This is a genomic window from Marisediminitalea alba, from assembly GCF_002993365.1.
In the GTDB taxonomy this organism is placed as follows: domain Bacteria; phylum Pseudomonadota; class Gammaproteobacteria; order Enterobacterales; family Alteromonadaceae; genus Alteromonas; species Alteromonas alba.
On record NZ_PVNP01000053.1, the window covers coordinates 54,510 to 79,033 of the forward strand.

The 24,524-nt window shown below is 49.5% G+C and carries 24 protein-coding genes and 1 other RNA gene; 15 read left to right on the top strand and 10 right to left on the bottom strand.

The window, feature by feature from the left end; translation table 11 throughout:
* Positions 1-32 precede the first annotated feature (32 nt).
* The gene (gene smpB / locus C6Y40_RS07085; protein ID WP_105934025.1) at positions 33-506 is read left to right on the top strand and encodes an SsrA-binding protein SmpB; all 474 of its coding nucleotides are present in this window, start codon (positions 33-35) and stop codon (positions 504-506) included.
* 47 nt (positions 507-553) lie between these two features.
* Here smpB and C6Y40_RS07090 read toward each other — a convergent pair whose 3' ends face one another.
* Both C6Y40_RS07090 and C6Y40_RS07095 read right to left on the bottom strand, forming a co-directional pair.
* Entirely contained in the window at positions 554-1,405 is an 852-nt protein-coding gene (locus tag C6Y40_RS07090) for an alpha/beta hydrolase family protein (protein ID WP_105933994.1), read from the bottom strand.
* A 64-nt stretch (positions 1,406-1,469) separates the two neighbouring features.
* A complete protein-coding gene (locus C6Y40_RS07095; RefSeq protein ID WP_105933995.1) occupies positions 1,470-2,435 on the bottom strand; it encodes an XdhC family protein in 966 nt (321 codons plus the stop codon).
* Positions 2,436-2,675: 240 nt separating this feature from the next.
* On the opposite strand from C6Y40_RS07095, the gene ssrA reads away from it, so the two are divergent.
* The 3 genes from ssrA (at position 2,676) to C6Y40_RS07110 (ending at position 4,778) form a co-directional block, all read left to right on the top strand.
* Positions 2,676-3,033, top strand: a transfer-messenger RNA (tmRNA) gene (gene ssrA, locus C6Y40_RS07100).
* Between the two features lie 601 nt (positions 3,034-3,634).
* A complete protein-coding gene (locus C6Y40_RS07105; protein WP_146129517.1) occupies positions 3,635-4,450 on the top strand; it encodes a hypothetical protein in 816 nt (271 codons plus the stop codon).
* Between the two features lie 82 nt (positions 4,451-4,532).
* Positions 4,533-4,778: a hypothetical protein gene (locus C6Y40_RS07110; RefSeq protein WP_105933997.1), complete on the top strand. Its 246-nt coding sequence runs from the start codon at positions 4,533-4,535 to the stop codon at positions 4,776-4,778.
* A gap of 647 nt (positions 4,779-5,425) precedes the next feature.
* Here the strand turns inward: C6Y40_RS07110 and C6Y40_RS07115 are convergent.
* The gene (locus tag C6Y40_RS07115; RefSeq protein WP_105933998.1) at positions 5,426-6,106 is read right to left on the bottom strand and encodes a DsbA family protein; all 681 of its coding nucleotides are present in this window, start codon (positions 6,104-6,106) and stop codon (positions 5,426-5,428) included.
* A gap of 199 nt (positions 6,107-6,305) precedes the next feature.
* Between C6Y40_RS07115 and C6Y40_RS07120 the strand changes: the two genes are divergently transcribed.
* The 5 genes from C6Y40_RS07120 to C6Y40_RS07140 all read left to right on the top strand — a co-directional run bounded on the left by C6Y40_RS07120 (position 6,306) and on the right by C6Y40_RS07140 (position 9,048).
* Complete coding sequence (locus C6Y40_RS07120; protein WP_105933999.1) at positions 6,306-6,536, top strand: DUF2789 domain-containing protein; 231 nt, start codon at positions 6,306-6,308, stop codon at positions 6,534-6,536.
* Between the two features lie 184 nt (positions 6,537-6,720).
* Positions 6,721-7,959 (top strand): methyl-accepting chemotaxis protein, encoded by a 1,239-nt coding sequence (locus C6Y40_RS07125; RefSeq protein WP_105934000.1) that lies wholly within the window; start codon positions 6,721-6,723, stop codon positions 7,957-7,959.
* A gap of 54 nt (positions 7,960-8,013) precedes the next feature.
* On the top strand, positions 8,014-8,277 hold the full coding sequence (locus tag C6Y40_RS07130) for a TIGR03643 family protein (RefSeq protein ID WP_105934001.1): 264 nt from the start codon (positions 8,014-8,016) through the stop codon (positions 8,275-8,277).
* A gap of 65 nt (positions 8,278-8,342) precedes the next feature.
* The gene (locus C6Y40_RS07135; RefSeq protein WP_105934002.1) at positions 8,343-8,816 is read left to right on the top strand and encodes a Tom37 metaxin N-terminal-like domain-containing protein; all 474 of its coding nucleotides are present in this window, start codon (positions 8,343-8,345) and stop codon (positions 8,814-8,816) included.
* A gap of 7 nt (positions 8,817-8,823) precedes the next feature.
* Positions 8,824-9,048, top strand: coding sequence for a glutathione S-transferase C-terminal domain-containing protein (locus C6Y40_RS07140; RefSeq protein ID WP_170308431.1), 225 nt, complete (start codon positions 8,824-8,826; stop codon positions 9,046-9,048).
* Positions 9,049-9,051: 3 nt separating this feature from the next.
* On the opposite strand, the gene C6Y40_RS07145 is transcribed toward C6Y40_RS07140, so the two are convergent.
* The 4 genes from C6Y40_RS07145 to C6Y40_RS07160 form a co-directional block, all read right to left on the bottom strand.
* On the bottom strand, positions 9,052-9,825 hold the full coding sequence (locus C6Y40_RS07145) for a DUF3307 domain-containing protein (RefSeq protein WP_105934004.1): 774 nt from the start codon (positions 9,823-9,825) through the stop codon (positions 9,052-9,054).
* Positions 9,822-10,478 (bottom strand): hypothetical protein, encoded by a 657-nt coding sequence (locus tag C6Y40_RS07150; protein ID WP_105934005.1) that lies wholly within the window; start codon positions 10,476-10,478, stop codon positions 9,822-9,824. The genes C6Y40_RS07145 and C6Y40_RS07150 overlap by 4 nt, the downstream gene beginning before the upstream one ends.
* A 99-nt stretch (positions 10,479-10,577) precedes the next feature.
* On the bottom strand, positions 10,578-11,672 hold the full coding sequence (locus C6Y40_RS07155) for a HupE/UreJ family protein (protein ID WP_170308432.1): 1,095 nt from the start codon (positions 11,670-11,672) through the stop codon (positions 10,578-10,580).
* A gap of 39 nt (positions 11,673-11,711) precedes the next feature.
* Positions 11,712-13,652, bottom strand: coding sequence for an adenine deaminase (locus C6Y40_RS07160; protein ID WP_105934007.1), 1,941 nt, complete (start codon positions 13,650-13,652; stop codon positions 11,712-11,714).
* 338 nt (positions 13,653-13,990) lie between these two features.
* Between C6Y40_RS07160 and C6Y40_RS07165 the strand changes: the two genes are divergently transcribed.
* Positions 13,991-15,496 carry an FAD-binding domain-containing protein gene (locus tag C6Y40_RS07165; protein WP_105934008.1) on the top strand — a complete coding sequence of 502 codons (1,506 nt, stop codon included), beginning with the start codon at positions 13,991-13,993 and terminating at the stop codon, positions 15,494-15,496.
* Here C6Y40_RS07165 and C6Y40_RS07170 read toward each other — a convergent pair.
* Complete coding sequence (locus C6Y40_RS07170; protein ID WP_170308433.1) at positions 15,486-15,992, bottom strand: retroviral-like aspartic protease family protein; 507 nt, start codon at positions 15,990-15,992, stop codon at positions 15,486-15,488. The genes C6Y40_RS07165 and C6Y40_RS07170 overlap by 11 nt on opposite strands.
* Positions 15,993-16,325: 333 nt before the next feature.
* Here C6Y40_RS07170 and C6Y40_RS07175 point away from each other — a divergent pair, with 333 nt between their 5' ends.
* Positions 16,326-16,670 carry a hypothetical protein gene (locus C6Y40_RS07175; protein WP_105934010.1) on the top strand — a complete coding sequence of 115 codons (345 nt, stop codon included), beginning with the start codon at positions 16,326-16,328 and terminating at the stop codon, positions 16,668-16,670.
* 184 nt (positions 16,671-16,854) lie between these two features.
* Positions 16,855-17,691 (top strand): patatin-like phospholipase family protein, encoded by an 837-nt coding sequence (locus tag C6Y40_RS07180; protein ID WP_105934011.1) that lies wholly within the window; start codon positions 16,855-16,857, stop codon positions 17,689-17,691.
* On the opposite strand, the gene C6Y40_RS07185 is transcribed toward C6Y40_RS07180, so the two are convergent.
* Complete coding sequence (locus C6Y40_RS07185) at positions 17,688-18,977, bottom strand: DUF445 domain-containing protein (protein WP_105934026.1); 1,290 nt, start codon at positions 18,975-18,977, stop codon at positions 17,688-17,690. The genes C6Y40_RS07180 and C6Y40_RS07185 overlap by 4 nt on opposite strands.
* A gap of 230 nt (positions 18,978-19,207) precedes the next feature.
* On the opposite strand from C6Y40_RS07185, the gene C6Y40_RS07190 reads away from it, so the two are divergent.
* Positions 19,208-21,271 carry a hypothetical protein gene (locus C6Y40_RS07190; protein ID WP_105934012.1) on the top strand — a complete coding sequence of 688 codons (2,064 nt, stop codon included), beginning with the start codon at positions 19,208-19,210 and terminating at the stop codon, positions 21,269-21,271.
* A 471-nt stretch (positions 21,272-21,742) separates the two neighbouring features.
* Here C6Y40_RS07190 and C6Y40_RS07195 read toward each other — a convergent pair whose 3' ends face one another.
* Positions 21,743-22,750 carry a beta propeller repeat protein gene (locus C6Y40_RS07195; protein WP_240621870.1) on the bottom strand — a complete coding sequence of 336 codons (1,008 nt, stop codon included), beginning with the start codon at positions 22,748-22,750 and terminating at the stop codon, positions 21,743-21,745.
* A 69-nt stretch (positions 22,751-22,819) separates the two neighbouring features.
* Between C6Y40_RS07195 and C6Y40_RS07200 the strand changes: the two genes are divergently transcribed.
* Entirely contained in the window at positions 22,820-23,263 is a 444-nt protein-coding gene (locus C6Y40_RS07200; RefSeq protein WP_105934013.1) for a DUF3859 domain-containing protein, read from the top strand.
* Positions 23,264-23,460: 197 nt separating this feature from the next.
* On the top strand, positions 23,461-24,456 hold the full coding sequence (gene add / locus C6Y40_RS07205; RefSeq protein ID WP_105934014.1) for an adenosine deaminase: 996 nt from the start codon (positions 23,461-23,463) through the stop codon (positions 24,454-24,456).
* Positions 24,457-24,524: the final 68 nt, after the last annotated feature.

Sequence of the window (24,524 nt, forward strand, 5' to 3'; positions counted from 1 at the left end):
ACAACATTTATGTAATCAGTATAATAGCCGCCATGAAGAAAAATAAATCCAATACCTCCGGTACCATCGCGCTGAATAAAAAAGCGCGTCACGATTACCACCTCGAAGACAAAATGGAAGCCGGCATTGCACTGCAAGGCTGGGAAATCAAAAGTATTCGTCAGGGCAAAGTGAATATCACCGATAACTACGTGATCATCCAAAATGGTGAAGCGTATCTGGTAGGTGCCCGTATCACGCCGCTTAATCAGGCCTCAACGCATGTTATTTGCGAGCCTGAGCGAGCCCGGAAGCTACTGCTTAATCAGCGCGAGATAGACCGCCTTATTGGTGCGCGAGACCGCCAGGGTTACTCCATTGTAGCCACCGCCATGTACTGGAAAAAGTGCTGGGTAAAACTTGAAATTTACCTGGCGAAAGGTAAGCAGTCTCACGATAAACGCGACACCATTAAAGACCGCGACTGGGAACGTCAGAAAGCCCGGGTGATGAAACACAAAGCGTAAAACAACAACTGAAAACAGGGTGCCAAGGCACCCTGTTTTATTTCTACTTATTGTAATGTTTGTGCAAACCACCGCACGGTTAATCGCAGAAGCTGTTCGTCCTCTCCCGCCTGTTCGTTGAGCACATTAAAAATGTGACTGGCATCTTTGATAATAACGGCCTGCGCGGGGTATGCACTGGTGGCCTCAATCAGCCGTAATGCGTTTTCGGCCGGCACCACTTTATCGGCGCTACCCGCAATCGCCAGCAATGCACCGTTGTAAGTAGCCATATTGGTAAGTGACTTATTGGCTTTTACCTGTTCAAACCATTCAAGGGAAATATCCAGTGGTGCCCGCCAGGTGTATTCCTGGGTAACATAACCTTGCTGTTTGGCCTTTTGGTACATACTGTCGAACATCGGTCTGAAGGCGCTCACGCCGTCGCTGGCCACCGAAGACCATGCCACAAAAGAGTCGAATACCGGCGATTGAGCAATGAGTAGCTGGGCTATCAGACCGCCCTGACTAAAGCCCACAACGCCTAACTTTTCAGCATTTACCCGAGGTTGTGCCTGCATATAGTTTAGTGCCACGGTGGCATCCCGAACGGCGCTTTCGAGCGTGTAATGCCGATAACTTACTTCACTATCACCGGTACCGGCAAAATCGATACGTATTGAGCCAATCCCCACATCTGCCAGCGCTGCTGCCAGGCGCACATAGAGGTTGCCGACTTCATTTTTGTGGGATGCCGTACCGTGTAATAACACCACAGCCGGCACCGCCTGTTCAGAATCAGGTAAGTTTGCGATAGCAGGGATTTCGTACTCGCCGTTATTTAAGCGTAAAGAGACTTCACCCGCATAGGAAACCAGCGGCAGCACACTCAGCATTACGGCAATCAGCCAGACTTTCATGAAAAAGCTCCGAGAAAACAAAGAAGTGAATAACCTACCATGAAATGAGTTCGGTAGGTGGCAATTAATCCGGCTGGCGATACGCGCGGACGATATCTGCCATCACGGCGAGGCCAATCTCCGCGGGCGTTTTACTGCCGATATCCAGGCCAATAGGCATATGAATATGGCTTAGCTGTTCATCAGTGAGCTGCCCTACCCGCTGCAGGCGTTCTGCCCGCTTGGCTGATGTACGTTTAGAACCCATCACGCCAATATAAAAAGCTTCGGTATGCACCGCTTCCATCATAGTGAGATCGTCCACGCGCGGATCGTGTGTTAACGCCACTACAGCTGTGTGACTGTGTACGTTGCCTGACTTCATAATATAGTCGGCGGCAAAATCCGGCACAAACCGGCAACCTTCTATATTGCACAGTGCCTGTTCCGCTTCACGGTGCTCACAAATAATCACTTCAAAACCGAGAGACTGAGCATAACGGGCGCAATATTCTGCGACCGGCGAATAACCAGCAATAACCAAACGCCTGGCCGGACCAACACGAAGTGCAACATGGCTGGCATCAGCCTGCCAGCTAACCGCTGGCGTATGCTCCGTCACCTCACTCAAACGGCTCACACCCGTAGCCGTGTTCACTTCTCGAACTTTCACATCCTTGCCTAACAGACAATTCAGATACGCTGCAAAGTGCGTACTTTGGTTTTCATCCGGCGTGATCTTCTCTACCAGCACATCAAGGATCCCGCCACAGGGTAAACTGATAGCCTGCTGCCCGCCTTCTTCGCCGTAACGTACTATCTGCGCCTGGGCACTAAACTCGTTAGCGCCCAGTCGGGACAAAAAGTCATCTTCCACGCAACCGCCGGACAAGGAGCCCACCCAGTCATCGCTGGCAGCCGCTGCAAACAAACTGCCCGGCTCCCGCGGTGAAGAGCCCCAGGTAGCCAGCACCGTACAAAACCAAAACGGTTTACCCGCTGCCAGCCAATCATTCACCCGGCTTAATACCGAGACATCCATGGGTTGCATAATTAACACTTCTTAAGATTACTTATTGATAATGTAAGCAATTAAGCCCAAAACACCAACATAGATCATATCACTGCGGTAAATCCAGCGATAACCAGCACTTAGCTGCTCAGCAAAGCAGCAACCAGCCGCCATAAAGGCGTTTATATTTGTACTTCCCCCTTGAATAAGTTAGTATCCGCCCAATATTAGACAGTATTCAGAGGGTAAAAACTCTCTGGTTTAATAGTAACGATCTCCGGGGCTGATTAGGATTCGACAGGATCTAGGAAGCTGGAGGTGCATGCAGAGGAGCGGTTTGCCTCTTAAAAAGCCGCATTTAAATAGTCGCAAACGACGAAAACTACGCACTAGCCGCTTAATAACCGGCATAGGCCCTTCCACCTAAGCTCTGTCTGCTAGCCAGGATTTTGGAAGGTCATATAAGTAGACTAGCGAGGGAAACTCTCCTGAGGTTGAACCGCGAAATAGTATCAGGACAGCTACCAGGAACCCTGTTTGTCGGGGTCTAAAGTAGTTAAATAAAAGACAAACTAAGCATGTAGTACCAAAGGTAGACATTTTCTGGACGCGGGTTCAAATCCCGCCAGCTCCACCACTACGATACCACTACAGCCCAACTACGACGCGGGCTGTAGTGGAATCACCCACTACTCACCCACTAGCTGTCAACAACTAACCGCACATCTTCTGCACACCTTGATTTTAAAGGGCTGCGGGTAATTATACTTGTTCAACAGATTGCGATATCGAGAAGGTAAACTACACCGTCTTATAAAATCATTTGTGCCACTCTCAATCGCCACTATCGCACCTCTCGGGGAAATCTATGGACTCCAAAGCGATTATTCCGAATGCTCCAAAGAAATGGATTTTTCGGATTACATGGTTTAGTTTGGGCTTTGAAAAGTTAATCACCCCCTTTTTGATTCTGCTTATCAACCACACAACTGGTCATACCAGATGACCTCATTCCCTATCTTATACTTGGTAAGTGTTTAATATTACAACAACACACTAACTGAGTATTATGAAGAGCTTACTAAATTCAGATGCTGACAATTTATTCCAACGTCGCCTAGAGGAAAAAGAAAGGCAGCGTATGGATAGTTATGCTCAGCGTAAGGCTTCTCCCCGACAGTTTAACTCCAACAATCGCAGAGTGTCTCGCGCTAGTTTTGGTTTTGCGTAATTAACCATTGATAGACCCTTTCGATACCCTCCACGAAGCTGAAAGACTATTATCTAAATTGCCACAAGACTTGGCAGATAGGATTGTATTAATCGGCGGTCAGGCTTTGTTACTCTGGGCTGAGCACTACTTAATTGACCAGTTAACAGGTTTACAAAGTGAATCTCTTAGTAGTGATGACTTAGACTTAATGGGACGAAGGCCTGAAGTCATTGAATGCGCAAGGATATGGGGTGGTGAATACAGAATTCCAGAAATGGACGACCACTCTCCACAATCAGGAATAGTGTTTTTAAATAATAAAGGAACTATCGAGGATTCTGAAGCTGTAGATTTTCTTCCCACAGTATATGGGCTAACCCCAAAAGAAGTACATGCTCATTCTGACAAAATGCGATTTGGAGAAAATGAAGTTGTCGTAAAGGTAATGTCTCCTCCCCTATGTTTGAAAAGCCGCATTGAGAATCTTAATGGTCTTCATTACGGAGAAGAAAAGGCACAACGCGAAATACTGCGAATTACTTCAGCCACATCAATAATATACCACTGGCTAATAGATTTTTGTAACAACACAGAAGACCATAGACCCGTGGCAAAAGCAGTCACATATATAATGGACAATATTCTACTGAGCCCTTCTTCAATAAAGATATGTGCTAAGTATTCAATAGACCTATCATGTTCCTTTCCACTAGAAAGGCTAAAGTCAAAGTATCCACCATTAGTAGATGAATATCTCAACCGAAAACTATCTGAATATGAGTCCAGATTAGCTCGGCGAGCCAAAGCAATAAACCGACACAAACAGCCTGTAAATAACTAACGAGTTTACAATACATTTTGACGATGTCATTGTAACTGTAGAAACGGCTATCGAGCTTTAATCGGACTAACGAGGCATAATATTGAAAGATATGGACATTCGTATATTAGCCAATCAATTAGCTAAAGAGGCCAACTCTGGGAATGAGGAAGCTCGAGCTTTATTGTTGAAACTTATCTCCCAAACCAAGAGCCTGTCTAAGTTAAAAAAGAGAGTTGATAAAAAGCAAGTTAATAAAAAGCGCTTAAAGAAAGGAAAACTCAGGGGAAGTGTAATGTCTGGACTTAAAGGGAAAACAAGCTCTAGAAACTGGAAACATAGCAAATAATAAAGGGTAATTTTTTACACTATAAAAAAGGGTATTTTCAGACATCTACCACGCGCGCGAGAACAGGTAGAACGTGGTTAAAGCACCCTATATAGCACCCCAATACTGCTCCACAAATTAGAAGAATATTTTAAATCAACACATTAAAACCATAATTCAAATCCCGCCAGCTCCAAATAAAAAAAGCTTGCCAATCGGCAGGCTTTTTTATTTGTGGTGATTGTTGGGTGCTGAAAACGATCACGGGTTCACCAAAACGTCCGGAACGTTTTGGGACATGCTTTAGCATGGTCCGCAGGACGCAGACCATGGATGGTCTGCGCAAATCCCGCCGAAATTACCAACCGGCAGGCTTTTTTACTTGTGGTGATTGTTGGGGGCTGAAAACGATCCCGGGTTCACCAGAACGTCCGGAACCTTTTGGGAAATGCTTTAGCATGGTCCGTAGGACGCAGACCATTAATTGTCTGCGCAAATCCCGCCGAAATTACCAACCGTCAAGCTTTTTTTATTTGTGAAGGTTGTTGGGTGCTGAAAACGATCCCGGGTTTACCAAAACGTCCGGAACCTTTTGTGACACGCTTTAGCATGGTCCGTAGGACGCAGACCATGAATGGTCTGCGCCAATCACGCCAGCTTGTTTCAGTTTATAAACCCAGTTCTTTATCCAGCACTTTAGCAAACTCTTCGAAACTCATATTCGACATTAGTTTACCGTTTACCACAAAGCTTGGCGTTGAGCGGATCCCATCGGCTTTGGCGTTTTGCTGATACCAGTTAATCAGCCTTTCAGATTTGGCTTCATCACCTAAACATGCCTGCAGCTGTTCGTCATTCAAGCCCACAGACTTACCCAGTGTTACCAATTCGTTTAGCATGGTATTACCGTCGCGACTGGCCATCCACTGTTGCTGCTGTCCAAACACCTTATCTACAAAGTTAAAGTAATCTTCACTATTGCCGGAACAGCGGCCAATCATCGAAGCAACCAGGCCAAACTGATCGAAATAAACTTCGCGAAATACAAAGCGAATTTTGCCGGTATCAATGTAGTTTTCTTTAAGCGGCTTAAAGGCATTATTATGAAAAGATGCACAGTGCGGGCAGGTAAAAGAGGCATATTCTACTACCTGAACCTGAGCCATGGGATTGCCTAAAGCCATATCTTTGACTGTGGCTTCAGCCGGGTTCACCGGTGAAGTTTGCGACTCAGGGCCCGCCGGGATGGTCGTAACCGGGGCACTGTTATCCTGCTCATACACCATAAAACCAATACCCAGTGCCAATACCAACACGCCTACGGCCAATAATACTACCCGCAAATTCATTTCTACCTCTGAAGTTAAACTAGATACAAAACATAGGTTACCACTTTCCGGCGGCGAATCAGAAGGGAGTTTAACTCGGAGGCGCTTTTATTTACCTCAGGCGGCACGCCTCCCGGTGTCACGCTTGCGTGTTATTGGTCCAATTCCGGGCCGGGCGCGTAACTATCTATGAGACATAAAAGCACCCAAGGAGGCAACTATGTTTACTCAACAACCCGGTATTAACGATTTATTCGTGCAGTTAGGTTTACCGTCTGACGAACCGGCTATCGAAAAATTTATCAGTGAGCATCGCGGACTAAAGTCTGCCCAGCCGCTCGCCGACGCGCCATTCTGGAACGATGCCCAGGCCAGTTTTCTGCGCCAGGCGCTGGCCGAAGATGCCGAATGGGCAGAAGTAATAGACGAACTCAATACCCGATTGCACTAGGTTTTAATTTTATCTCAGGGCGTAGCATCGGATAACGGTGCTGCACCTTCCTACTTTCTTCGCACTACTTTTTTGCATTTATTGTTGCTTGATCTGGCGCTATACATAGGCTTAATAGGTTACTTATACTAAAGTAACAGTACTAAACTATTATAAATGTATAAAAAAGGGCGAAGTTTACGCTATGACACAATGGTTTTGGCACACTTATGATGTAATTGAAAAAACGTTCTTTTACACTCTCACCCGAAAGATAATCGGCAATATCAGCTTTTTGTTTTTGTTCCAGCTGGCAAATTTCTACCTGTTTTACGCCCTAATGAGCAGCCCGGCTGAGTCGCAGGATAGCTATCAGTCTACGCTGATTACACTGTTTATTCTGAGCACACTGAGTTTTGCCTTTACCATTTTTTACATGCATCACCTCATAGTGAAACCAGTAAAAGCTTTGCTGAACACCCTTAACGATATCAACCATACCCAGGGCGACCTCTCTACCCGCCTACCCGCTTTTACCTGTGATGAATTCAGCGAGTTGTCGGCGGCTTATAATAAATTTGCGCACAACCTTAGTGAGCTGATTGAACAGGTTTACAAAGACGCCGAACGTTCCAGCGACGCCAATAAAGAAGTCTGCGCACTGGTTAAAAACGTTGATAGTCAGGCCGCTACTCAAAAGCACCTGAGCGACAATATCAGCCAGTCGTCACAACAGGTGGGTCATAGCATTCACGACATTGTGTCGGCCTCAGAACAGGTTTCCACCACCAACAGCCAGAACCAGGCCAATGCTACCACCGCCAATCAAACGCTGGTTACCTCAAAGCAGCAAATTGAGCGGATCACCCAATTACTTAATCAGTTTTCAGAAACGGTTCGCGGGTTACAGAACAACGCCGATAACGTGCGCAATATTCTGAAAATGGTTGAGGGTTTTGCCGATCAAACCAACCTGCTGGCCCTGAATGCCGCCATTGAGGCAGCACGAGCCGGTGAAGCAGGCCGCGGCTTTGCAGTGGTGGCCGATGAAGTACGCAGCCTGTCGGCTAAAGTGGCCGATGCTACCCAGCAGATCAGCAGCTTCCTGAATGAGATGGAAACCCTGGTGGGCGAAACCCAGCAGGAGTCCAGCCGCCTTATTGATGCGTCTGGTCAGATGCAACAAAGTATCAGTGACACCTCCTCAACGTTTGAGCAAATGATGGACGACTTCAAACAAAACATGGAAGCCTTCCAGTTGATCATGAACTCAGTAAATGTGCTGGAATCTCAGCAGGCCCAGGCTACCGAAATTGCCGGCCAGATCACTCAGCTCAGTATGGATATTCAGCACTCGATGGCGTCGAGTGTGGAACAGGCCGAACATGCCCAGTCACTGGCCAGCTCAACGCGTAAAGGCCTGAGCCAGTTTGTGGTAAATTAAACCAATCCAAACTCCGTAACACCGCGTATTGGTGGCATTAGCAGGAGAGATTGCATGCCATCAAAACATCAGCTTACCGACGCCACCCTGTCTCGTATCATCGAAATGGCCTGGGAGGATCGTACCCCCTTTGAAGCCATTGAAAAGGAATATGGCCTGTCTCAGGACGGCGTGATTAAACTTATGCGCAGTGAACTGAAACCCGCCAGTTTCCGGCTCTGGCGCAAGCGCACAGCCGGGCGCACCACCAAACACCTTAAGCTTCGCTCACCCGATATCAACCGCGGTTACTGCCCTACCCAATACAAACAGCGTTAGTTACTTATGCGGCTATCTGTGATTAACTCAAGCCCTGTTGGCTTGATGGCATAAGGACATCACAGATGATTACATTGTATGGATTTGGCCCGGGGCTGGGCATGTACGACCCAAGCCCTTTTGTACTCAAAGTCGCTGCGTTTTTACGCCTGGCAAACATTGACTACCGTTACAATGGTAACGTTAATTACGTATTTAAGGCGCCCAAGAAAAAGCTGCCCTACCTCGACGATAATGGCACCATCGTGTGCGACTCCACTTTTATTATCTGTCATCTTAAAGACCGCTACGCATCTGATTTCGACAGTCATTTATCGCCGCAGCAACAAGCTGTAGCCACACTTATCAGTAAATCGCTGGATGAGAATTTTTACTGGTGCCTGGTGTATTTTCGCTGGATTGATAGCGCCAGTTGGCCAACCGTGAAAAACGCGCTGTTTGGTAAGCTGCCCTTCCCGCTTAGCACCATTGTGCCGCTGGTCGCTCGTCGGGGCGTTAGCAAGCAGGTTTATCAGCAGGGAACCGGTCGCCATAATTAAGGAAGAAGTGCTGAGTATTGCCCGGCAAACGCTCGATGCGTTGTCGGTACTGATAGGCGATAACCTTTTTTGCCTTGGCGACAAACCTAGTTCACTGGATGCAACGGTTTATGCCTTTTTGGCCGAAGCCATTTTAGTGGATTTAGATAACGACTTTACCCGTCTGGCCCGACAGTACTCAAACCTGAACGACTACTGCCAGCGTATACAACAACAGTATTTTGCCGGCTAAATGCTATTTGCCAACGGGTAACTGCGTGGCCAGACTGCTCACCAGCAAACCAACCGCAATGGTCAAGGCAAAACTGGTGAGTGTACCTAGCATCACATATTCAGTGAGCTTTTTATCTTCACTCTGGCGCAAATCGCCAAAGCGAAACACCGATTTTGCCGCCAGCAAAAAACCAATTGCAGCAAACTGATTCAGCAAAATAAAGGTCAGTACCAGTACTCTTTCCAGATAACCGATGTTCTGCCCGGCGGCCTGCAAAGTGGTTTCACTTTCCTCATCGGGTTTATCGGCTTCTATGGCATTGCTCCAGGGCGCAAGGATCTGCTTGATAACAATCGATACCGGCCGCAGCACTAGCAGGTAACCAGTCATAATCGCCAGTGTTTTGTAGTTAAGTGACTGTTTGAGCCAGGCACTTATCGTAGCTTGTTCGGGCTGCCAAACCAGCAATACTACAAAGCCGATAACCACAATATGCGCCAGCTGGTCGGCCAGAAACGCTTTCATGGATGAGCCGGCGTAAGATTTCAGACCGTCGATAACAATATGTGAGCCGCCTAACAACAGCGCGTAGGCAGCCACTTTTAGCGGATGTAAATCGGTTAACAAGGCCAGAGTAAGCGCAGCTATCAGGCCGTGAACCCCACCATGCCAATACAGACAGGGAGCAGAAAAGTGACGTTGGGTACGCTGTGATATCCAGTGTGAGGGCTGCAGGTAAAAATCGGCCATAATATGGCCGGCAATCAATAATACCAACAGCGTCATGGTAGTCATGGGGCAAAGTCCTTTTTCACCTGGGCGGCAAAATGCGCCAGATAGTCAGTAATTAAATGGTACTGACTGGTATTTAATATCCGTGTTACGTTACTGCGCTTTTTATCCAGCACCCGTGCCAGATGTTCATGGGATTTATTATCCGCCATCAGATAAGCCAGTACAACCTGAGCCTGAGTAGCTGTTAAGCGGTCCAGGTGGCTGTCGAAAAAACGGGTAAGCAGTTCACAGTGCTCCGTAAACGCTTTGTCAGCACTGGCAATAGTCAGCCCACGGCCTTTGAGTTTGTCCAGACCGTGACCGGAAAGTACGTAAGCTTCGCCGGTTGCGGTTTTGACGTTTTGCCCGGGCGCTTCTCCCTTCCCTAGTCCAATGCATTGGCGTACCGCAACTGCGGGTTCACCACTGCGTAAGGATAAATCAATGATGGTGGCTAATCTCGCGGCCAGCGGCGGCGCAACCACCAGCTGAAAACTGTCACCCCGAAAGATATCAAAGGCCGCGTCGTAACGGGCCCGAAAGGATTTTAGCAAGCGCTCCAAGTTTAAAATGACCTGGCTGAATGCCTCGCCAGATAATTTACTGGAACCAACCAGATCGCCGGTAATCACCGCTATTAGTGCTGAATTTTCGGCATTTTCAGTACTTTTCATCGCATTGTCCTCAGCGTTAGCGTATCCCGGTATTTAGTCACTTGCCTTAAAGTTACTATATTTAATCACATAAATCAAAGTGACTATATTTAGTAACAACTAACCCAGCACGCGCTGAGCAAACCAAAAACCGGCGAGCAGCGCGATACATACCGAACCACCGCGGGTAACCATAGCAGTGAGGCGAGAAAAACGCTTGATCAGTTTCATTATCACAAAGGCAAGTATCACGATACCCAGTTGAGCAAACTCTACCCCAAGGTTAAAGCTAACCAATGCTCCAACGTAACCCGACGATGGAATACCCAGTTCCTTTAACGCCTGGGCAAAGCCCAGCCCGTGCACCAGACCAAAACCGAATACCAGCATAAACCGCCAGACCGGGTGAGGCTTAAATAACAGGTTTTCAATCGCAATCCAGGCAATCGACAGCGCAATCACAGGCTCAATAATGTGCCCGCTCACCACAATAGCGCCATAAGTCGCCAGGCCAAGCGTTACTGTATGGGCCAGGGTAAAGCCGGTGATCAGCAATGCCAGTTGGCGCAGTGAAGCCACGCCTAAAAACAGTCCCAGAACAAATAGCGCATGATCCCAACCAAAGGGCACAATATGCAGCATGCCCTGTTTAAGGTAGTTGGCCCATAGCTTTACATCAGCACTGGTAAGACCTTCTGCCGGTGGCTGCGCATCGAAATAAAAGGCCGGACTGGCCTGATTACGCACCAGCCAGCGACTTAAAGTAACCTGCTCACTGTTATAACTAATGTTGAGCGCAATAGGCTCTTCAAATTTAAACGCATCGGTGAACACCGCAACCAGAGCACTCCGGGTAAAATTATCCGGCAGGTCCAGCGTAAATACAAAGCGGGTCATGGGCCAGGCCAGCCCCGAGGTAAAATCCTCCGCTGGCGCATCGGGCCAGCTTACAGCGCTAAACTGCCAGCTGAGCTGTTTGTCGCCCAGGCTAATTTGGCTGGCTTGTTCAAGCCCGGCAAGCAGCTGGGCAAAGCGTGTCGACTGTTGCGGCTCGGTAGTCCGGGTTAAGGCATAGTAAGCTTCCCCGCCCTCCATGGCTTTGGTTAAATCCACATCCATGGTCACCACGGCCTGACCTTCGTCACTAACGGTAACGTTAACCCGGGTCATATTCAGTAGGTGAGCCTGAGCTACTCCGGGCAGGCAGAGCAGCATTAGTAACACCCTTAGCATACCAGTCATAATGGGCCTGGCTTACCAGATGATTTCGTGAGTATTGCCGGTGGTTACGTCCACCAGACCGCCCGGATTCCCCTCATAAGGCGCTACCAGTTGCCACTTCCACGGCGCTGCGGTTAAAAAAGCAAAACGCATTCTTTCCGGTAATCCATTGGCATTAATCCAGGCCATTTTATCGGCCTGATGATGAAGCTTTTCCATTTCTGCTGCGACCTCATTTACCGGCCGGGCTGTCATTAATCCGCCAACGTCCAGGCGCACCGTGGCAACCACCTTGCCATCATTCACCAGCGCCCAGCCGCCGCCCATATTGGCTACGGTGTTAGCCGCCAGCGCCATGGCATAATCGTCGTTACCCATAGTCCAGATATTGTGCAGATCATGAGACTGCGAACTGGCCAGTGCCGAACCCGGTGTTTTAGGCCCCACGTTTTGCCAGATCATTTTCGACACCGCCGCCGTACCATGATACCGGTCGACTACGGCCACCTTAATCAGGCCTGCTTCCGGGTCGGCTTTAACGGTGCCATCCTCAGCCACAGGCAGCTCTTTGGTGATAAACTCCGGCTCAAACCAGAACGGCTCCAACACTGCAGCTTTCACCGTTTCACGACCCTCAGGAGCGGTTATAACAAAATCTGCGGCTATAAGTTCCCGTCCCACATTCATGGTATCAGTTGCCCACTGTGGGTATTCTATTTCGGGGATGGGTAAAAGGTATTCGCCGTTATCAGCTGCCAGCTGACCATTGGCGTAAACCCGCTCAATCGTCACAGTTTGCGGATCGGACAACAATACAACATCGGCATAACGCCCCGGGGCCAGAGCACCAACCAGGTGGTCGATATTGAAATGGCGGGCCGTATTATAACTGCCCAGCTGGTAAGCAATTTCAAGCGGCACGCCCAGTTCAATAGCGCTGCGAATATTATAATCCATCGAGCCCAGCTGCAGGGTGGCAAACACGTCGCGATCGTCGGTAGTTACCGAAACATTGCTCCAGTCTTTCAGGCCAATTTCCAGTAATTTCGGAAACAAAGAGTCCATGCCAGCCTGTTTAATTTCTAAAAATACGCCGCGGCGTAATTTCTCAATTCCTTCATCAGCCAGTCGTACCTCGTGATCAGAGGCCAGCCCTGCCGCGGCGAAGGCACTGATGTCGGTTTGTGAGGTAAGGTTCATGCCATGGCCTTCTACTACACCTCGGTAGTCGTAGGTTGCCTCAATCATTTCCCAGATACGCTGGTGACCACCGTTATCGGCATTGATGACTGCCGACCAGTCCATCACTTCACCCAGCGCTACCACACGCGGATCATAGGTTAAGAAATCGCGCATCTCGTTATAACCGTAATAACCACCGCCCGATTCATAAACCGTTGGCGGCGTGGCCGAACCGATAGCCGGGAAGATTTTCAGCGTGCTGCCTTTGCGTTCTGCCTCAAGCCAGAATTCGGCGTTACGATTACCCACCACATTGGATATCTCGTGAGAGCCTTCCACCGTCCAGGTATTGCCGTGAGGGATCACCAGCGCCGCTTCATACTCCGGCGTCAGGTAAGAGCTTTCTATGTGTTTATGCGACTCGCCAAATCCCGGTACTGCCCACAGCCCGTTTGCATCATAAGAGCTTTGTGTTTCGCCCGGCCAGCTACCGGTATCTCCCACCCAGGCAATACGGTTATGCGCAATAACGATATCCTGTGCGGGTAGCCACTCCTGGGTAAACACATTAAGCAGCGTTACGTTTTGGATCACCAGCTCGGCTGTTTCCCGACCAAGAGCAACCTGCGTTAATGCCTGGCGGGTTTTCACTTCCTCTTTAAATACATGAGTGTCAACCGGTGCATCGGTATCTGACACGGCTTCCTGCTTAGTTTCATTCCGGGGAGTACAGGCACTAAGCAAAACACTAATAAACAGTGTCGCGGCGAGAGGATAACGGGTGGCAGACATAACAATACTCCTGACTGGCAAAGATAATGAGTGGCAACGGGTAACGCCGCAGGCTGGCAATGGTCAGCTTCTTTATCGACTGATTGCAGCGGGCTAACAACTATGGGCAATGTAGTAGCAATTGTGGTGCCAGATACCTGACCAAACAGTCAAGCCCTGAATATGTAGCGGCAGACGTCTGTATTCATCGCAATCGCTATGACAAATGCGAGATACGTGCACCAATTGGTTACATCCTTGCACTGCGCGCTTGCAGATATATTTTTCTGGCAGGCAATCTCTACGGCCTGCTCTCACGTATAGCTCAACATGAAAAACAAGCCCGCCAATAAGCATCTATGACAACATCGGTACCGCCCAAGCTCACTGTGGTGTGGTTTAAGCGTGACCTGCGATTACAGGATCACGAACCGCTTCACCATGCAGTATCTGTTGCTACCGATAAGGGTTATCCGGTGCTACCGCTGTATCTTTTTGAGCCGGATATCATGGCCGACCCGCATCATTCAGAACGCCACTGGCGGTTTGTGTGGCAAAGCCTGCTGGCCATGCAGCGCACGTTACAGGCGGCCGGGGGCGAACTGCATGTCAGCTACGATAACGCTGTGGCGTTTTTTCGCCGGCTGATAGCAGCACACCCACACATCGAAGTGGTGAGTTATGCCGAAACCGGGCTGCATTGTACCTTTGAGCGGGATAAGCAACTCAGTGCGCTGTTTAATAGGCACGACATCAATTGGCGGGAATTTCCCTATGCCGGGGTGCAGCGCGGTATTACTCACCGGCGCACCTGGCATCAGCGGTGGCAACAACTGATGGCCCAACCCGCTTTATCGACTGATCTGCATCACCCACACTGGTACGTTAATAAATCTATGGTTAACCGGGTACCCGGCGACATTGCCGCGCGTTTGCATCAGCCCGACGATAGCAAGCAGCCCGGTGGCGAACACCACGCCCATAAACTGCTGGCAAGTTTTCTGACGGACCGGCACACCCATTATCACCGTAATATCTCCAGCCCGCTGGCCAGTTTTAACAGCTGCTCCCGGCTGTCGCCCTACCTCGCCTGGGGCAATATCAGCCTGCGCCAGGTTTATCAGGCTTTAAATAGTGCTGGCAGCAAACGCCCGCGTTCGTTAAGCGCTTTTGCGTCGCGATTACACTGGCATTGCCATTTTATTCAGAAATTCGAAAGTGAGTGCGAACAGGAATTTCGTGCGGTCAATCATGCCTATAAGCACTTTCCTTATCGCGATGATGACAAGGTTGAAGCCGACCTCGCGGCATGGAAAACAGGCACCACCGGCATACCCATGGTAGATGCCTGTATGCGCTGTGTTAATCACACTGGTTATTTAAACTTTCGCATGCGTGCCATGCTGGTGAGCTTTCTAACCCATTACCTGCTGATCGACTGGCGGCTGGGCGTGCAGCATCTGGCTCGTCAGTTCCTCGATTTTGAGCCGGGAATTCATTACCCGCAATTTCAGATGCAGGCAGGCGTAACCGGCACCAATACCCTGCGAATTTATAACCCGGTAAAACAGGCTGAAGACAACGATCCCGACGGCAGTTTTATTCGCCAGTGGGTACCGGAAATTGCCCATCTGCCAAACGAGGAACTCTTTGCGCCCTGGCTAATTCCGCCACTCACCCATATGGCAATGGAGCAACCGGTACCAGAGCGTTACCTGCACCCTGTTGCACAGCCGGATGAGGCCATTACCCGGCACCGGGGTTTATTATGGAATTGGCGAAAAAGAGATGATGTTAAACGGGAGGCGAGACGGATCCTGCATCGCCACTCTATACCTGCCAGCCAGGTAAAGCCTAATCGCTGACTGAAACGCTGGCGTGGAGCTGCGACTGGTCACACTGGCTCAGGGTAAGTCTGGCTGGCGCCAACTCAATACCCAGCGGTGCGGCACGACTAAGCAGTTCCATGCCCAGAATGTTGTGCTCATTGTTCATCACCGCCACGCTGACATTAGTAAACTGGCAATCGTTGCTCAGGCTTAGCAGCGGCACATTATACAGCTTCACCTTATGCTGACGGCCATTCGCCAGCCTGGCGATAACCAGACCATCTTCGGTGACCTGCTGAGTTTGTTTGATGCGGGCAAAGGTTGCCTTATTAAGTACGGTAAGCGAGGAGCCTGTATCAATTAAAAACAGCGTATCAGACTCGTTATCCACCTGACTCTGCAGATAAAGCGTGCCGCCTTCACTGGTAGTCAGTGCAAAGCTGTTGGCCTGAGCTGTAGTGAGCAGAGCAAGATTGGTGCTTACCAGCACTGCCATGGCGGCAAACAGGGTTTTGACTGGTTTAACAAACATACGCATTCTCACTCACTGACTGATTCAGGACTTACCGGGGTGAGTTCATCTTTTGAGACTCAGTGAGTAGTCAGCAAGTTAAGCACCAAAACGTAGGTGATTGTTTTCAATGGTATGCGCTCAGCAGATCCGCCGCCAACGCACAAAATAAGTGCCACACCGCACCAAAACATAACAAACCAAACCAATCCTTATCACCAAATGAAGCGTAACACTTAATATTGATAGTTAATTACTATCACGAGATGGTATTACTTTTTATGAAGAGCTTAATTACACTCGTATTGCCTATAAAAAATGCTAAAACTGTTTTAAATCTTCAAGGACACTACAATGAAATTATCACTTTTGCCTTTATTAGCTGTTTCCTGCTTGTCATTTGCCCATACTTCAGCCCAGGCTGCACCAGAAATTAACAACACCGATACCACCATGGTTGTTGAACGCTCTGGTAAACCGCCTTTTAAGCGTACCTTTGTACAAGCCCGCACTGTTGATGTGGCCCAGTTTGAAACCAGCACGCAATGTGAAGACGTAAAAACCGTAACCCTGCGCGGCAAACCACCGTTTAAACGCTCTACCGAATGTGTTCGGGTTGTTGACGTTGCACAGTTTGAGGTCGGCTCAGAACAGTCAACCACTGACTTTAGCGGTAAACCACCGTTTAAGCGTCACTAATCCGCTCTGTGCTTCTTCCCCGGGGCCTGCCAGTCGGTTACCCGGGGATACTCTAAAAACACTTTTGATCCCCGCCCGCCCCGTCATTCGTTTATACCGATTAATCAATAAAATTTATTTCATCAATGGTTGTTGTTCCGGTACGGTAAATTAACGGTGACAGCAAAATAAACGGAATTGCATTATGAAGCGTGCCCTCGTTGTAGAAGGAGGCGCCATGCGTGGGATCTTTGCCGCCGGCGTCCTCGACAGTTTTCAGCAGCAACAGTATAACCCTTTTGATCTGGTGGTAGGCGTTTCTGCCGGCGCTACCAGTGCAGCAGGCTACCTGACAGGTAATGCCGAACGTAATCGCCGCATTATCTTACGCATGGCAACCCAGCGGGACTTTTTTAATCCACTGCGATTTGTCATGAAAGGCCATATGACCGACGTAAAATGGCTGTGGTGTGAATCCCGTGATCGCTACCCTCTCAACGTGGACGCACTGAGCCAGCAGGTACCGCTGCAGGTGGCGATTACCAATATGCATACTGGCCGAGCCGAGTATCATCAGGCGACTGCAGAAAACATTGATGAACTAATGGAAGCTACCTGCGCCCTGCCGCTGGTTTACCGTACACCGCCACAACTGGAGGATGATTTTTATGTGGATGGTGGCGTGGCCGACGCTATTCCGGTACAACATGCTTATCAGCAAGGCTGTCGCGACATTACGGTTATTCTGTCGCAGTCCTGGGGCTATCAGAAACCAGAAGAAAAAACACCGTGGATGACCGACAAGATGTTTGCCGATTATCCGGCACTGATCAATACAATCCACCAGCGCAGTGCCACCTATAACGAGACACTGAAGTTTATTGCCAATCCGCCGGCCGATTGCAAAATACAAATAATCGCGCCGCCGGCAGACTTTCCGGTAAAACGTCTGACCATGAATAAAGCCAGGCTGATTAAAGGTTACCGAATGGGCCGTCAGTGTGCGCAGCAATATTTCAGTCAGTATACCCGGGCCGCTTAGACAAGCTGACTGATGGCATATTCAATAGTAAACAGCACACCGCCAATCAGGCCACCAACCAGGGTGCCGTTAATACGCACTTTCTGCAGGTCCTTACCGATATTTAATTCAATCTGACGCGCCATGTCGGTGGCATCCCAGCTTTCAATGGTGCGGCGAATATGGTCGGTAAGAAAACCGGCCAGTTCCGGAGCGATATAACGGGCAGCTACGCCAATATGATGATTTACTGCTGCTTGTAAGTCTTTATCGGCTAAAAGTCTCGCGCCAGTGTCGCTGAACAACCGGCTCAGTCGGTTTACCACCTGACCGTCGGCGTTGGCCAGATCATCACTTAACCACTGATGAATATCCTGCCAGATGCGCTGCAGGTAATTGTGCAGAGCCTCGCTTTCCAGTAGCCGGTTACGGAAATCTTCAAGCTTTTGCTGCGCCACCGGGTCCGTTTCCAGACCGTCGATAAAGCGGGAGATTTGTTCGTTTAACGCCTGCCTGACCGGGTGCGCCGGATCGTTATTTATATCCTGCAGAGTGTGGCTAACGGCACTAACGGCAATTGCTGCTCCCTGCTCACTTAACCAGCCAGAAGGCAGTATTTTCTCCAGCCGGCGATACTCGGTTTTCAGCCAGATGTTGAGCTTATCGGCAATAAGTGCCTGGGTTTCTTCGCTTTGTAGTGCGCCGGCCAGCTTATCGATGAGCTTATCCACCAGCTGTTGGTGACGGTTATCTCTGGTCATCACTCTTAGGGAACCGGCCAGCAGTGCAGCCATGGGGATTTTGCGCAAGCCGCGGTCTACCGAGCGGCGCAGAGCTTGTTGAATGGGCGTGTCATCAATCACGTTTAATAAGCCGGTAAGACTGTCGGCCACATAATGGGCCAGGCGTGCAGCATTGTTACTTTGCGATAACCACAGGCCCATGGCTTTTGCCGGAGAACTGCGCGCCACCAGGGATTCGATAGCCTGTTCATGAAAGAACTTTTCCTTCACAAACTCGGCCAGGTTGGCGGCTATCGTGCGCTGATTGCGAGCCACAATATTGGTATGGGGGATCGGCTTAAAGGCCGGAATAGGCCGAAATAACGCGCTTACGGCAAACCAGTCAGCCAGCCCCCCTACCAACGCGGCCTCGGCCATCATTTTAATTAAGCCCAGAGCAGTATGGTTACTCATCGATGGTTGTAAGGTTTGCCACACACTGATGCAGATAAACAGGCCCGCCGCGCCGAGTAACCAGAGTCCGGCCTGTCGTTTTGCCCGGCTCAATTGTAGCGCTTTATCCATAAATTCCATCCCTGTTCACGGTCGGTTGCTGGTAATGATGTATAGGCAAATAGCCGTTAAGCAAGGGAAAACACACTGATCCCCACACTTTATTTATACCTTTAAATTTTTTAAAAATTTATTTTTACTATTTTGCATCCAGTCTGGTAACTCGCACGTTTGGCTAATGACGGCTGCTTTAAATCACCCTGCAGTATGGCAGTCTTACTCATTACAAGGAGATACGGAAAATGAATACAAAATATCATTGGAGCTTAGGCCCGTCGATCATCGCCCTGTCACTCACCCTGGCACTTGGCGGCTGCGTGGATGACGGTGATACTGGTCCTGCAGGCCCGGCTGGAATGGATGGCGCGGATGGTAGTGATGGAAGCGATGGCGCACCGGGATTACCCCAAGGCGTGTTCTTAATTGCCAACAACGGCGATTCAAATCGCGGCACCCTGACCCGGGCTGACCAAAATGCGGCGATGTTAAGCCAGTTCACCAGTGGCAATAATGAAGGTGTGATGCTCGATAGCACTGGTAATCTGTTTCAGGCTGGCGACAGCAGTACCGGAAGCTTACGAACGGTGTGCCGAATGACATCCCGCTCCGGCGGCATGTATATGCCTTCTTATGACAAAGATATCACCGGGGCCAACACCGGCCTTACCAACCCTAAAGGGATCCATCTGGCCGAGCACAGCGGCATGGTGTTTGTGGCGGATTTTAATGGCATGCGGATCAGCATTTTTGGCAGTCAGGCAGCAGGCGATGTAACGCCGGTTGCAGAAATTCCGCTGTCGGCCAAGCCATGGGATGTCACGTTAGATGAAGTTAACGACCGGATGTATGTGGCTCTCACCGACGGTACTGTAGCCGTTTATGATAATGTCATGGGGTCTGGTTTTGCGCCTACAGTCATGCGTTCTATTGTACCGGCAGATGCCGATGGAAATCAGCTCTCAGTAAACTTGCACGGTATTGTTTATGACGCCGGGAGCGATCGTCTGGTTGTATCTGATGTGGGCGATGCGGCCGTGGCCGATGATGGCCAGCTGTTTGTGATCAATAATGCTGCAATGGCGGATGGTAATACATTACCTGCCCGTCAGGTTGGCGGCCCGATGTCGATGCTGGGTAATCCGGTAGACATTATTCTTACCGGCACAACTTTGCGTGTGGCAGAAAAGTCGAACGATGCCATCCTTGTTTTCACTAACATTTTCGATGGGCCGGATGGCGACATGGCCCCCACCCTTGCAACCACTACCAGTAAACCAGAGTCTCTGGCTCAGGTGATGCCGGCGATGGACCTGATGGATGCATCGGACAATGCGCTCACCGCCACAACCATCAATGGCATTGTGGTATCGAGTAATCCCTCGGCAGCGGGCCCGACCACCGGCCAAATCTCCCGTTACAGTGCAGTACTCAGCAGTACCCTGGGCAGCTTTGATGCGGGCATGAGCATTGAAAGTGTTACCATAGACGCCTTAGGCGATGGTGCCGTTACCTTCGATGATATCGATTCAGCCATGGGTGGAGTACTCATCATCAACCGCCTGGCCAGCATGCGGGATGACGACAGTTACACAATGTCTCAGGATCACATGATTATGGGAGCCAATACAGGTTTGGTTACACCGAAGGGGGTGGACGTGTCGTCTGCTCACGGACTGGTCTTTGTGGCTGAGTTCAATCCCGATACCCCAGCGGTGCAGGTATTTTCGTCTTGCGCGACGGGAGATGTAGCGCCACTGCTCTCACTGGTTGCCGGTAACGATGCGCGCCCGTGGGACGTTGACTACGATGCTGCCACCGACCGTGCCTTTGTGGCCCTGACTAACGGTACTGTAGCGGTATTTGACGAAGTCACCCGCAAACTCATGTCGGGCATGACAACGATTACCGGTGAAGACCGCTTAATTACGCCAGCTATAGGCGGAGCGCCCATCACTGCGCCAACTAACATTCATGGCATAGACTACGATCCGCAGTCTGATAGTCTGGTAATTTCTGATGTGGGCAGCGCCGCCAGTGCAACCGACGGTAAGCTCTATGTTATTCCGGCAGCCGGTATGGCAAATGGCTTAGCTGAGATGAGTGTAATGATTGCCGGACCGAACTCTATGCTCGGCAACCCGGTAGACTTAATGCTCAGCAATGGCCATGTGTATGTTGCAGAGAAGTCTAACAACGTGATCATGCGCTTTGATAATATTCTCAATAGCGCCAGTGGCGACATCGCCGCGGATTACAGCATGAGTTACACCGCGCCGGAATCGGTCGTTGTGGTGCCAGTTGACTAATCTAACTGTCAGTAACCAAAGCGCCCAGTCCCCGGGCGCTTTTTTTATTTTCAATACTAAACCACCTACTAAGGTAGGTGGTTATCGCTCGAGGTATGGTTTTGACTGCATAGATATAAGCTAGCTAGGAAAGTTGTTTATAGGTCTTTGTCGGAATCGCCGACCGCGACCAGAGGGTGTTGTGCGACCCGGTGACCGTGAACCACTCTGGACTCCCCGCAGCCCTTATCAGTGAACAGCGTCATCGTCGCTGGCAGAACAAACTAGACCGTCAATGACGGCACATCCATGTGCCGCATCGACTGAATCCTCATCCATTATGATTCTTCTAGTTTGTTATGTATGCCAGCGACGATGACAACACTGAAGAAGGGCACAAGTAATATTCTTTCTCCGATGTAAATATTCCATTAAAGGGATAAGGCAAAACCACATTCTTCAGAAAGTGGATACTTTACTTTTAGGAATAGGTTACTTATACAGCTCCACCACGCCGTTTTTACCCACGCCTATACAGCCTTTCTCAGCCTGACAGGCCAGGCTCCAGATATTACTTTGGCTGACTATTTGCCATTTATCGGCGCCAGGTTTTAATACTGCCACGCCCTGAGGATTACTCACCCAGTACTCAACGCCTTCGGTTGTAGCCAGTAAAGCTGAGCCATATACAGCGCCTTGTAATGGTAATTCAGGTAATGCCTGCCAGGTATCACTATTAAAGAAATATTGCCAAGCACTGGCCGGAGCGCCAGCAAGCTTAAGACTGCCGCCACTGACAAACACGGTATTTACTGTTGCCTGCACAGAGAAAATCCCACCAGCCTCGCCGCCGGCAATCGGGCTTTCAATACTTTGCCATTGGTTTCCCTCAAGCATCAGTAGCCGCGGCGTATCACCATTACCGGTGCCAATCACAACTCCTCTGCCGGGAGCCTCATTGAGGCAGGTACCGCTGGAGGCAAACCCGCCCTCTGATGACTGGGCTTTGATGGGCAGAGACTGTCTTTGCCAGTTTAGTCCGCCATCGCTGGTGGCCAGCACAAACAAGCCCTGCTCATCGGAATCGCCATACAGCCAGCCCATGGTCAGCGAAGTCATATAAAAGCAGTCATAAAAGGTGCTTTGCTGCTGCCCCTGTGACACCTGCTGCCAGTGCTTGCCGTTATCATCACTGATAAACATGCCGGAATCCGGCCCTTCCCCGGCACTCATCACCAACAGGCGGCCGTTAGTAAGCCGTTGATTATCACGAAACTGCCTGTTATCAGAGCCTGTTGGAGCGGGTATCTGCTGCCAGCTTGCGCCATCATCGCCAGACAAATAAATCCCACCAGAGGTACCGGAAGCTACTGCGTAATTATCCTGCCAGGTGACAGCCTGAAACGAGACATTTTCATCTAACTGATGAACGGTTACACCGGCTCTGGCCACTGGCAACAAACTGGCATAAACCAAAACAGACAAGAGGAGTGTTTTCATAAGCGGGGCAGAAATCCTTGGTTAAATTTGCTAACATTAAAATTATCATACAATTAGAAATAGCATTCTATGGCAAAGCCAAAACCCATAATAGAAATAGTCACTTATGGTATTCACACCAAGTGGGATGCCGACGCCAAAGCACTACCTAAAATTAAGACGTTCACCAATCATATTCCATTGGAGCTGGATATAGAATTTGGCTTTATTGTTAACATAAAGCGCGCCAAAAATCAGCAGGTTCGCTATTGCATTTATCATCCCGACATTCCCGACGAAGACGGTATTCCAATGCCGCCCTTCGACGGCGAGGAGTATATTCGCTCCAATGACTGGGATTTCTATCTGGGCGATACGCTTTGGCAACCGCTGAGTAACAAAGTGGGCGACTGGCGAATGACCCTGGAACTGAATGGCCGGATCATTGCGGATAAAACCTTTACCGTCGAAGACGACCTGCCTTACGACGGCGCGCAGTTCTGGCAACGGGGTAAACCCAAACTTCGGCGCTAATCCAGATCTGGTGGCTTGCCATGTTTTCGGGCAATTTTGCACCGTTGTGACACATTCGGCCGGCCATCAGGAATAACAACCTCTGTTTAAACAATCGGTTAGATTTTTACCTGCCAGGGAATAATCCTTGCAAAACATACCTGAATGATCTCCACAAAAACCCGATGAATACCATCTGACAAGAATACGGAGTGTGTATGCAAGCATTTATCGAAGGTATGCCAAAGGCAGAGTTACATGTTCATATTGAGGGCACGTTGGAACCCGAACTGAGCTTTGCGCTGGCGAAGAAAAATAACATCGAACTCCCCTACGATACCCCTGAAGCACTGATCGCTGCTTACGATTTCCACGACTTACCCTCTTTTCTGAAAATTTATTATGCCGGAATGAGCGTGCTGATAGATGAAGACGATTTTTATCAGCTAACCTGGGATTACCTGGAAAAAGCCGCGTCGCAGAATGTGGTGTATACCGAATTATTCTTTGACCCCCAGGGCCACACCAGTCGCGGGGTTAGTTTTGATACGGTGATCACCGGGATCAGAAAGGCGCAGACAGCGGCAGAAGAAAAGCTGGGGATCCGCAGCCAGCTCATAATGTGCTTTTTGCGCAATATGTCGGCCGAAAGCGCCATGGAACATTTAGTTATGGCCAAGCCTTACCTTGGCTGGCTGGTTGGAGTGGGACTTGACTCCGATGAGCACAACAACCCACCGGTAAAATTTCGTGAGGTGTTTAAGCTGGCCAAAGAATGGGGCCTCAAGCTCACCATGCATTGTGACGTGAACCAGAAAAACACCCTGGAGCATATTCGTCAGGTCATCGAAATTATCGGCGTAGACCGCATTGATCACGGGGTTAACTCGCTGGAATCTGATGACCTTTGCGAACTGATTAAAAGCCACAAACTGGGGCTCACCGTGTGCCCGGTATCCAATCAGTTTGTGGTGCAGTCGTTAACCTCCAACGAAATTCGCCAGATGCTCGATAAAGGCATGCTGGCCACCATCAATTCCGACGATCCGGCTTATTTTCGGGCATATATGAACGAAAACCTGATTGCCTTGCAGCAAGAGGGCGACTTTAGCCGAGAAGAACTTAAAACGTTGATGGCCAATGCCTTTACCGTGACCTGGTTACCCGAAGACGATAAGCAAGTCTATCTGGATCAGCTCAACGCGTATTGTTAAAGACGACCACCAGAGGCCGACCCTGAAGCATTTTATTAATGAAGAATAACGCTGGAATTCATTAGTCG

What these genes read in the sequence shown, in the direction of transcription:
- C6Y40_RS07200 (WP_105934013.1), top strand. Translation starts at nt 22,820, where the DNA reads ATGGCAAAGCCAAAACCCATAATAGAAATAGTCACTTATGGTATTCAC.
- C6Y40_RS07185 (WP_105934026.1), bottom strand. Translation starts at nt 18,977, where the DNA reads ATGGATAAAGCGCTACAATTGAGCCGGGCAAAACGACAGGCCGGACTC.
- C6Y40_RS07095 (WP_105933995.1), bottom strand. Translation starts at nt 2,435, where the DNA reads ATGCAACCCATGGATGTCTCGGTATTAAGCCGGGTGAATGATTGGCTG.
- C6Y40_RS07150 (WP_105934005.1), bottom strand. Translation starts at nt 10,478, where the DNA reads ATGAAAAGTACTGAAAATGCCGAAAATTCAGCACTAATAGCGGTGATT.
- C6Y40_RS07180 (WP_105934011.1), top strand. Translation starts at nt 16,855, where the DNA reads ATGAAGCGTGCCCTCGTTGTAGAAGGAGGCGCCATGCGTGGGATCTTT.
- C6Y40_RS07135 (WP_105934002.1), top strand. Translation starts at nt 8,343, where the DNA reads ATGATTACATTGTATGGATTTGGCCCGGGGCTGGGCATGTACGACCCA.
- C6Y40_RS07120 (WP_105933999.1), top strand. Translation starts at nt 6,306, where the DNA reads ATGTTTACTCAACAACCCGGTATTAACGATTTATTCGTGCAGTTAGGT.
- C6Y40_RS07195 (WP_240621870.1), bottom strand. Translation starts at nt 22,750, where the DNA reads ATGAAAACACTCCTCTTGTCTGTTTTGGTTTATGCCAGTTTGTTGCCA.
- C6Y40_RS07090 (WP_105933994.1), bottom strand. Translation starts at nt 1,405, where the DNA reads ATGAAAGTCTGGCTGATTGCCGTAATGCTGAGTGTGCTGCCGCTGGTT.
- C6Y40_RS07145 (WP_105934004.1), bottom strand. Translation starts at nt 9,825, where the DNA reads ATGACTACCATGACGCTGTTGGTATTATTGATTGCCGGCCATATTATG.
- add (WP_105934014.1), top strand. Translation starts at nt 23,461, where the DNA reads ATGCAAGCATTTATCGAAGGTATGCCAAAGGCAGAGTTACATGTTCAT.
- C6Y40_RS07170 (WP_170308433.1), bottom strand. Translation starts at nt 15,992, where the DNA reads ATGTTTGTTAAACCAGTCAAAACCCTGTTTGCCGCCATGGCAGTGCTG.
- C6Y40_RS07115 (WP_105933998.1), bottom strand. Translation starts at nt 6,106, where the DNA reads ATGAATTTGCGGGTAGTATTATTGGCCGTAGGCGTGTTGGTATTGGCA.
- C6Y40_RS07165 (WP_105934008.1), top strand. Translation starts at nt 13,991, where the DNA reads ATGACAACATCGGTACCGCCCAAGCTCACTGTGGTGTGGTTTAAGCGT.
- C6Y40_RS07175 (WP_105934010.1), top strand. Translation starts at nt 16,326, where the DNA reads ATGAAATTATCACTTTTGCCTTTATTAGCTGTTTCCTGCTTGTCATTT.
- C6Y40_RS07190 (WP_105934012.1), top strand. Translation starts at nt 19,208, where the DNA reads ATGAATACAAAATATCATTGGAGCTTAGGCCCGTCGATCATCGCCCTG.
- C6Y40_RS07130 (WP_105934001.1), top strand. Translation starts at nt 8,014, where the DNA reads ATGCCATCAAAACATCAGCTTACCGACGCCACCCTGTCTCGTATCATC.
- smpB (WP_105934025.1), top strand. Translation starts at nt 33, where the DNA reads ATGAAGAAAAATAAATCCAATACCTCCGGTACCATCGCGCTGAATAAA.
- C6Y40_RS07125 (WP_105934000.1), top strand. Translation starts at nt 6,721, where the DNA reads ATGACACAATGGTTTTGGCACACTTATGATGTAATTGAAAAAACGTTC.
- C6Y40_RS07160 (WP_105934007.1), bottom strand. Translation starts at nt 13,652, where the DNA reads ATGTCTGCCACCCGTTATCCTCTCGCCGCGACACTGTTTATTAGTGTT.
- C6Y40_RS07155 (WP_170308432.1), bottom strand. Translation starts at nt 11,672, where the DNA reads ATGCTGCTCTGCCTGCCCGGAGTAGCTCAGGCTCACCTACTGAATATG.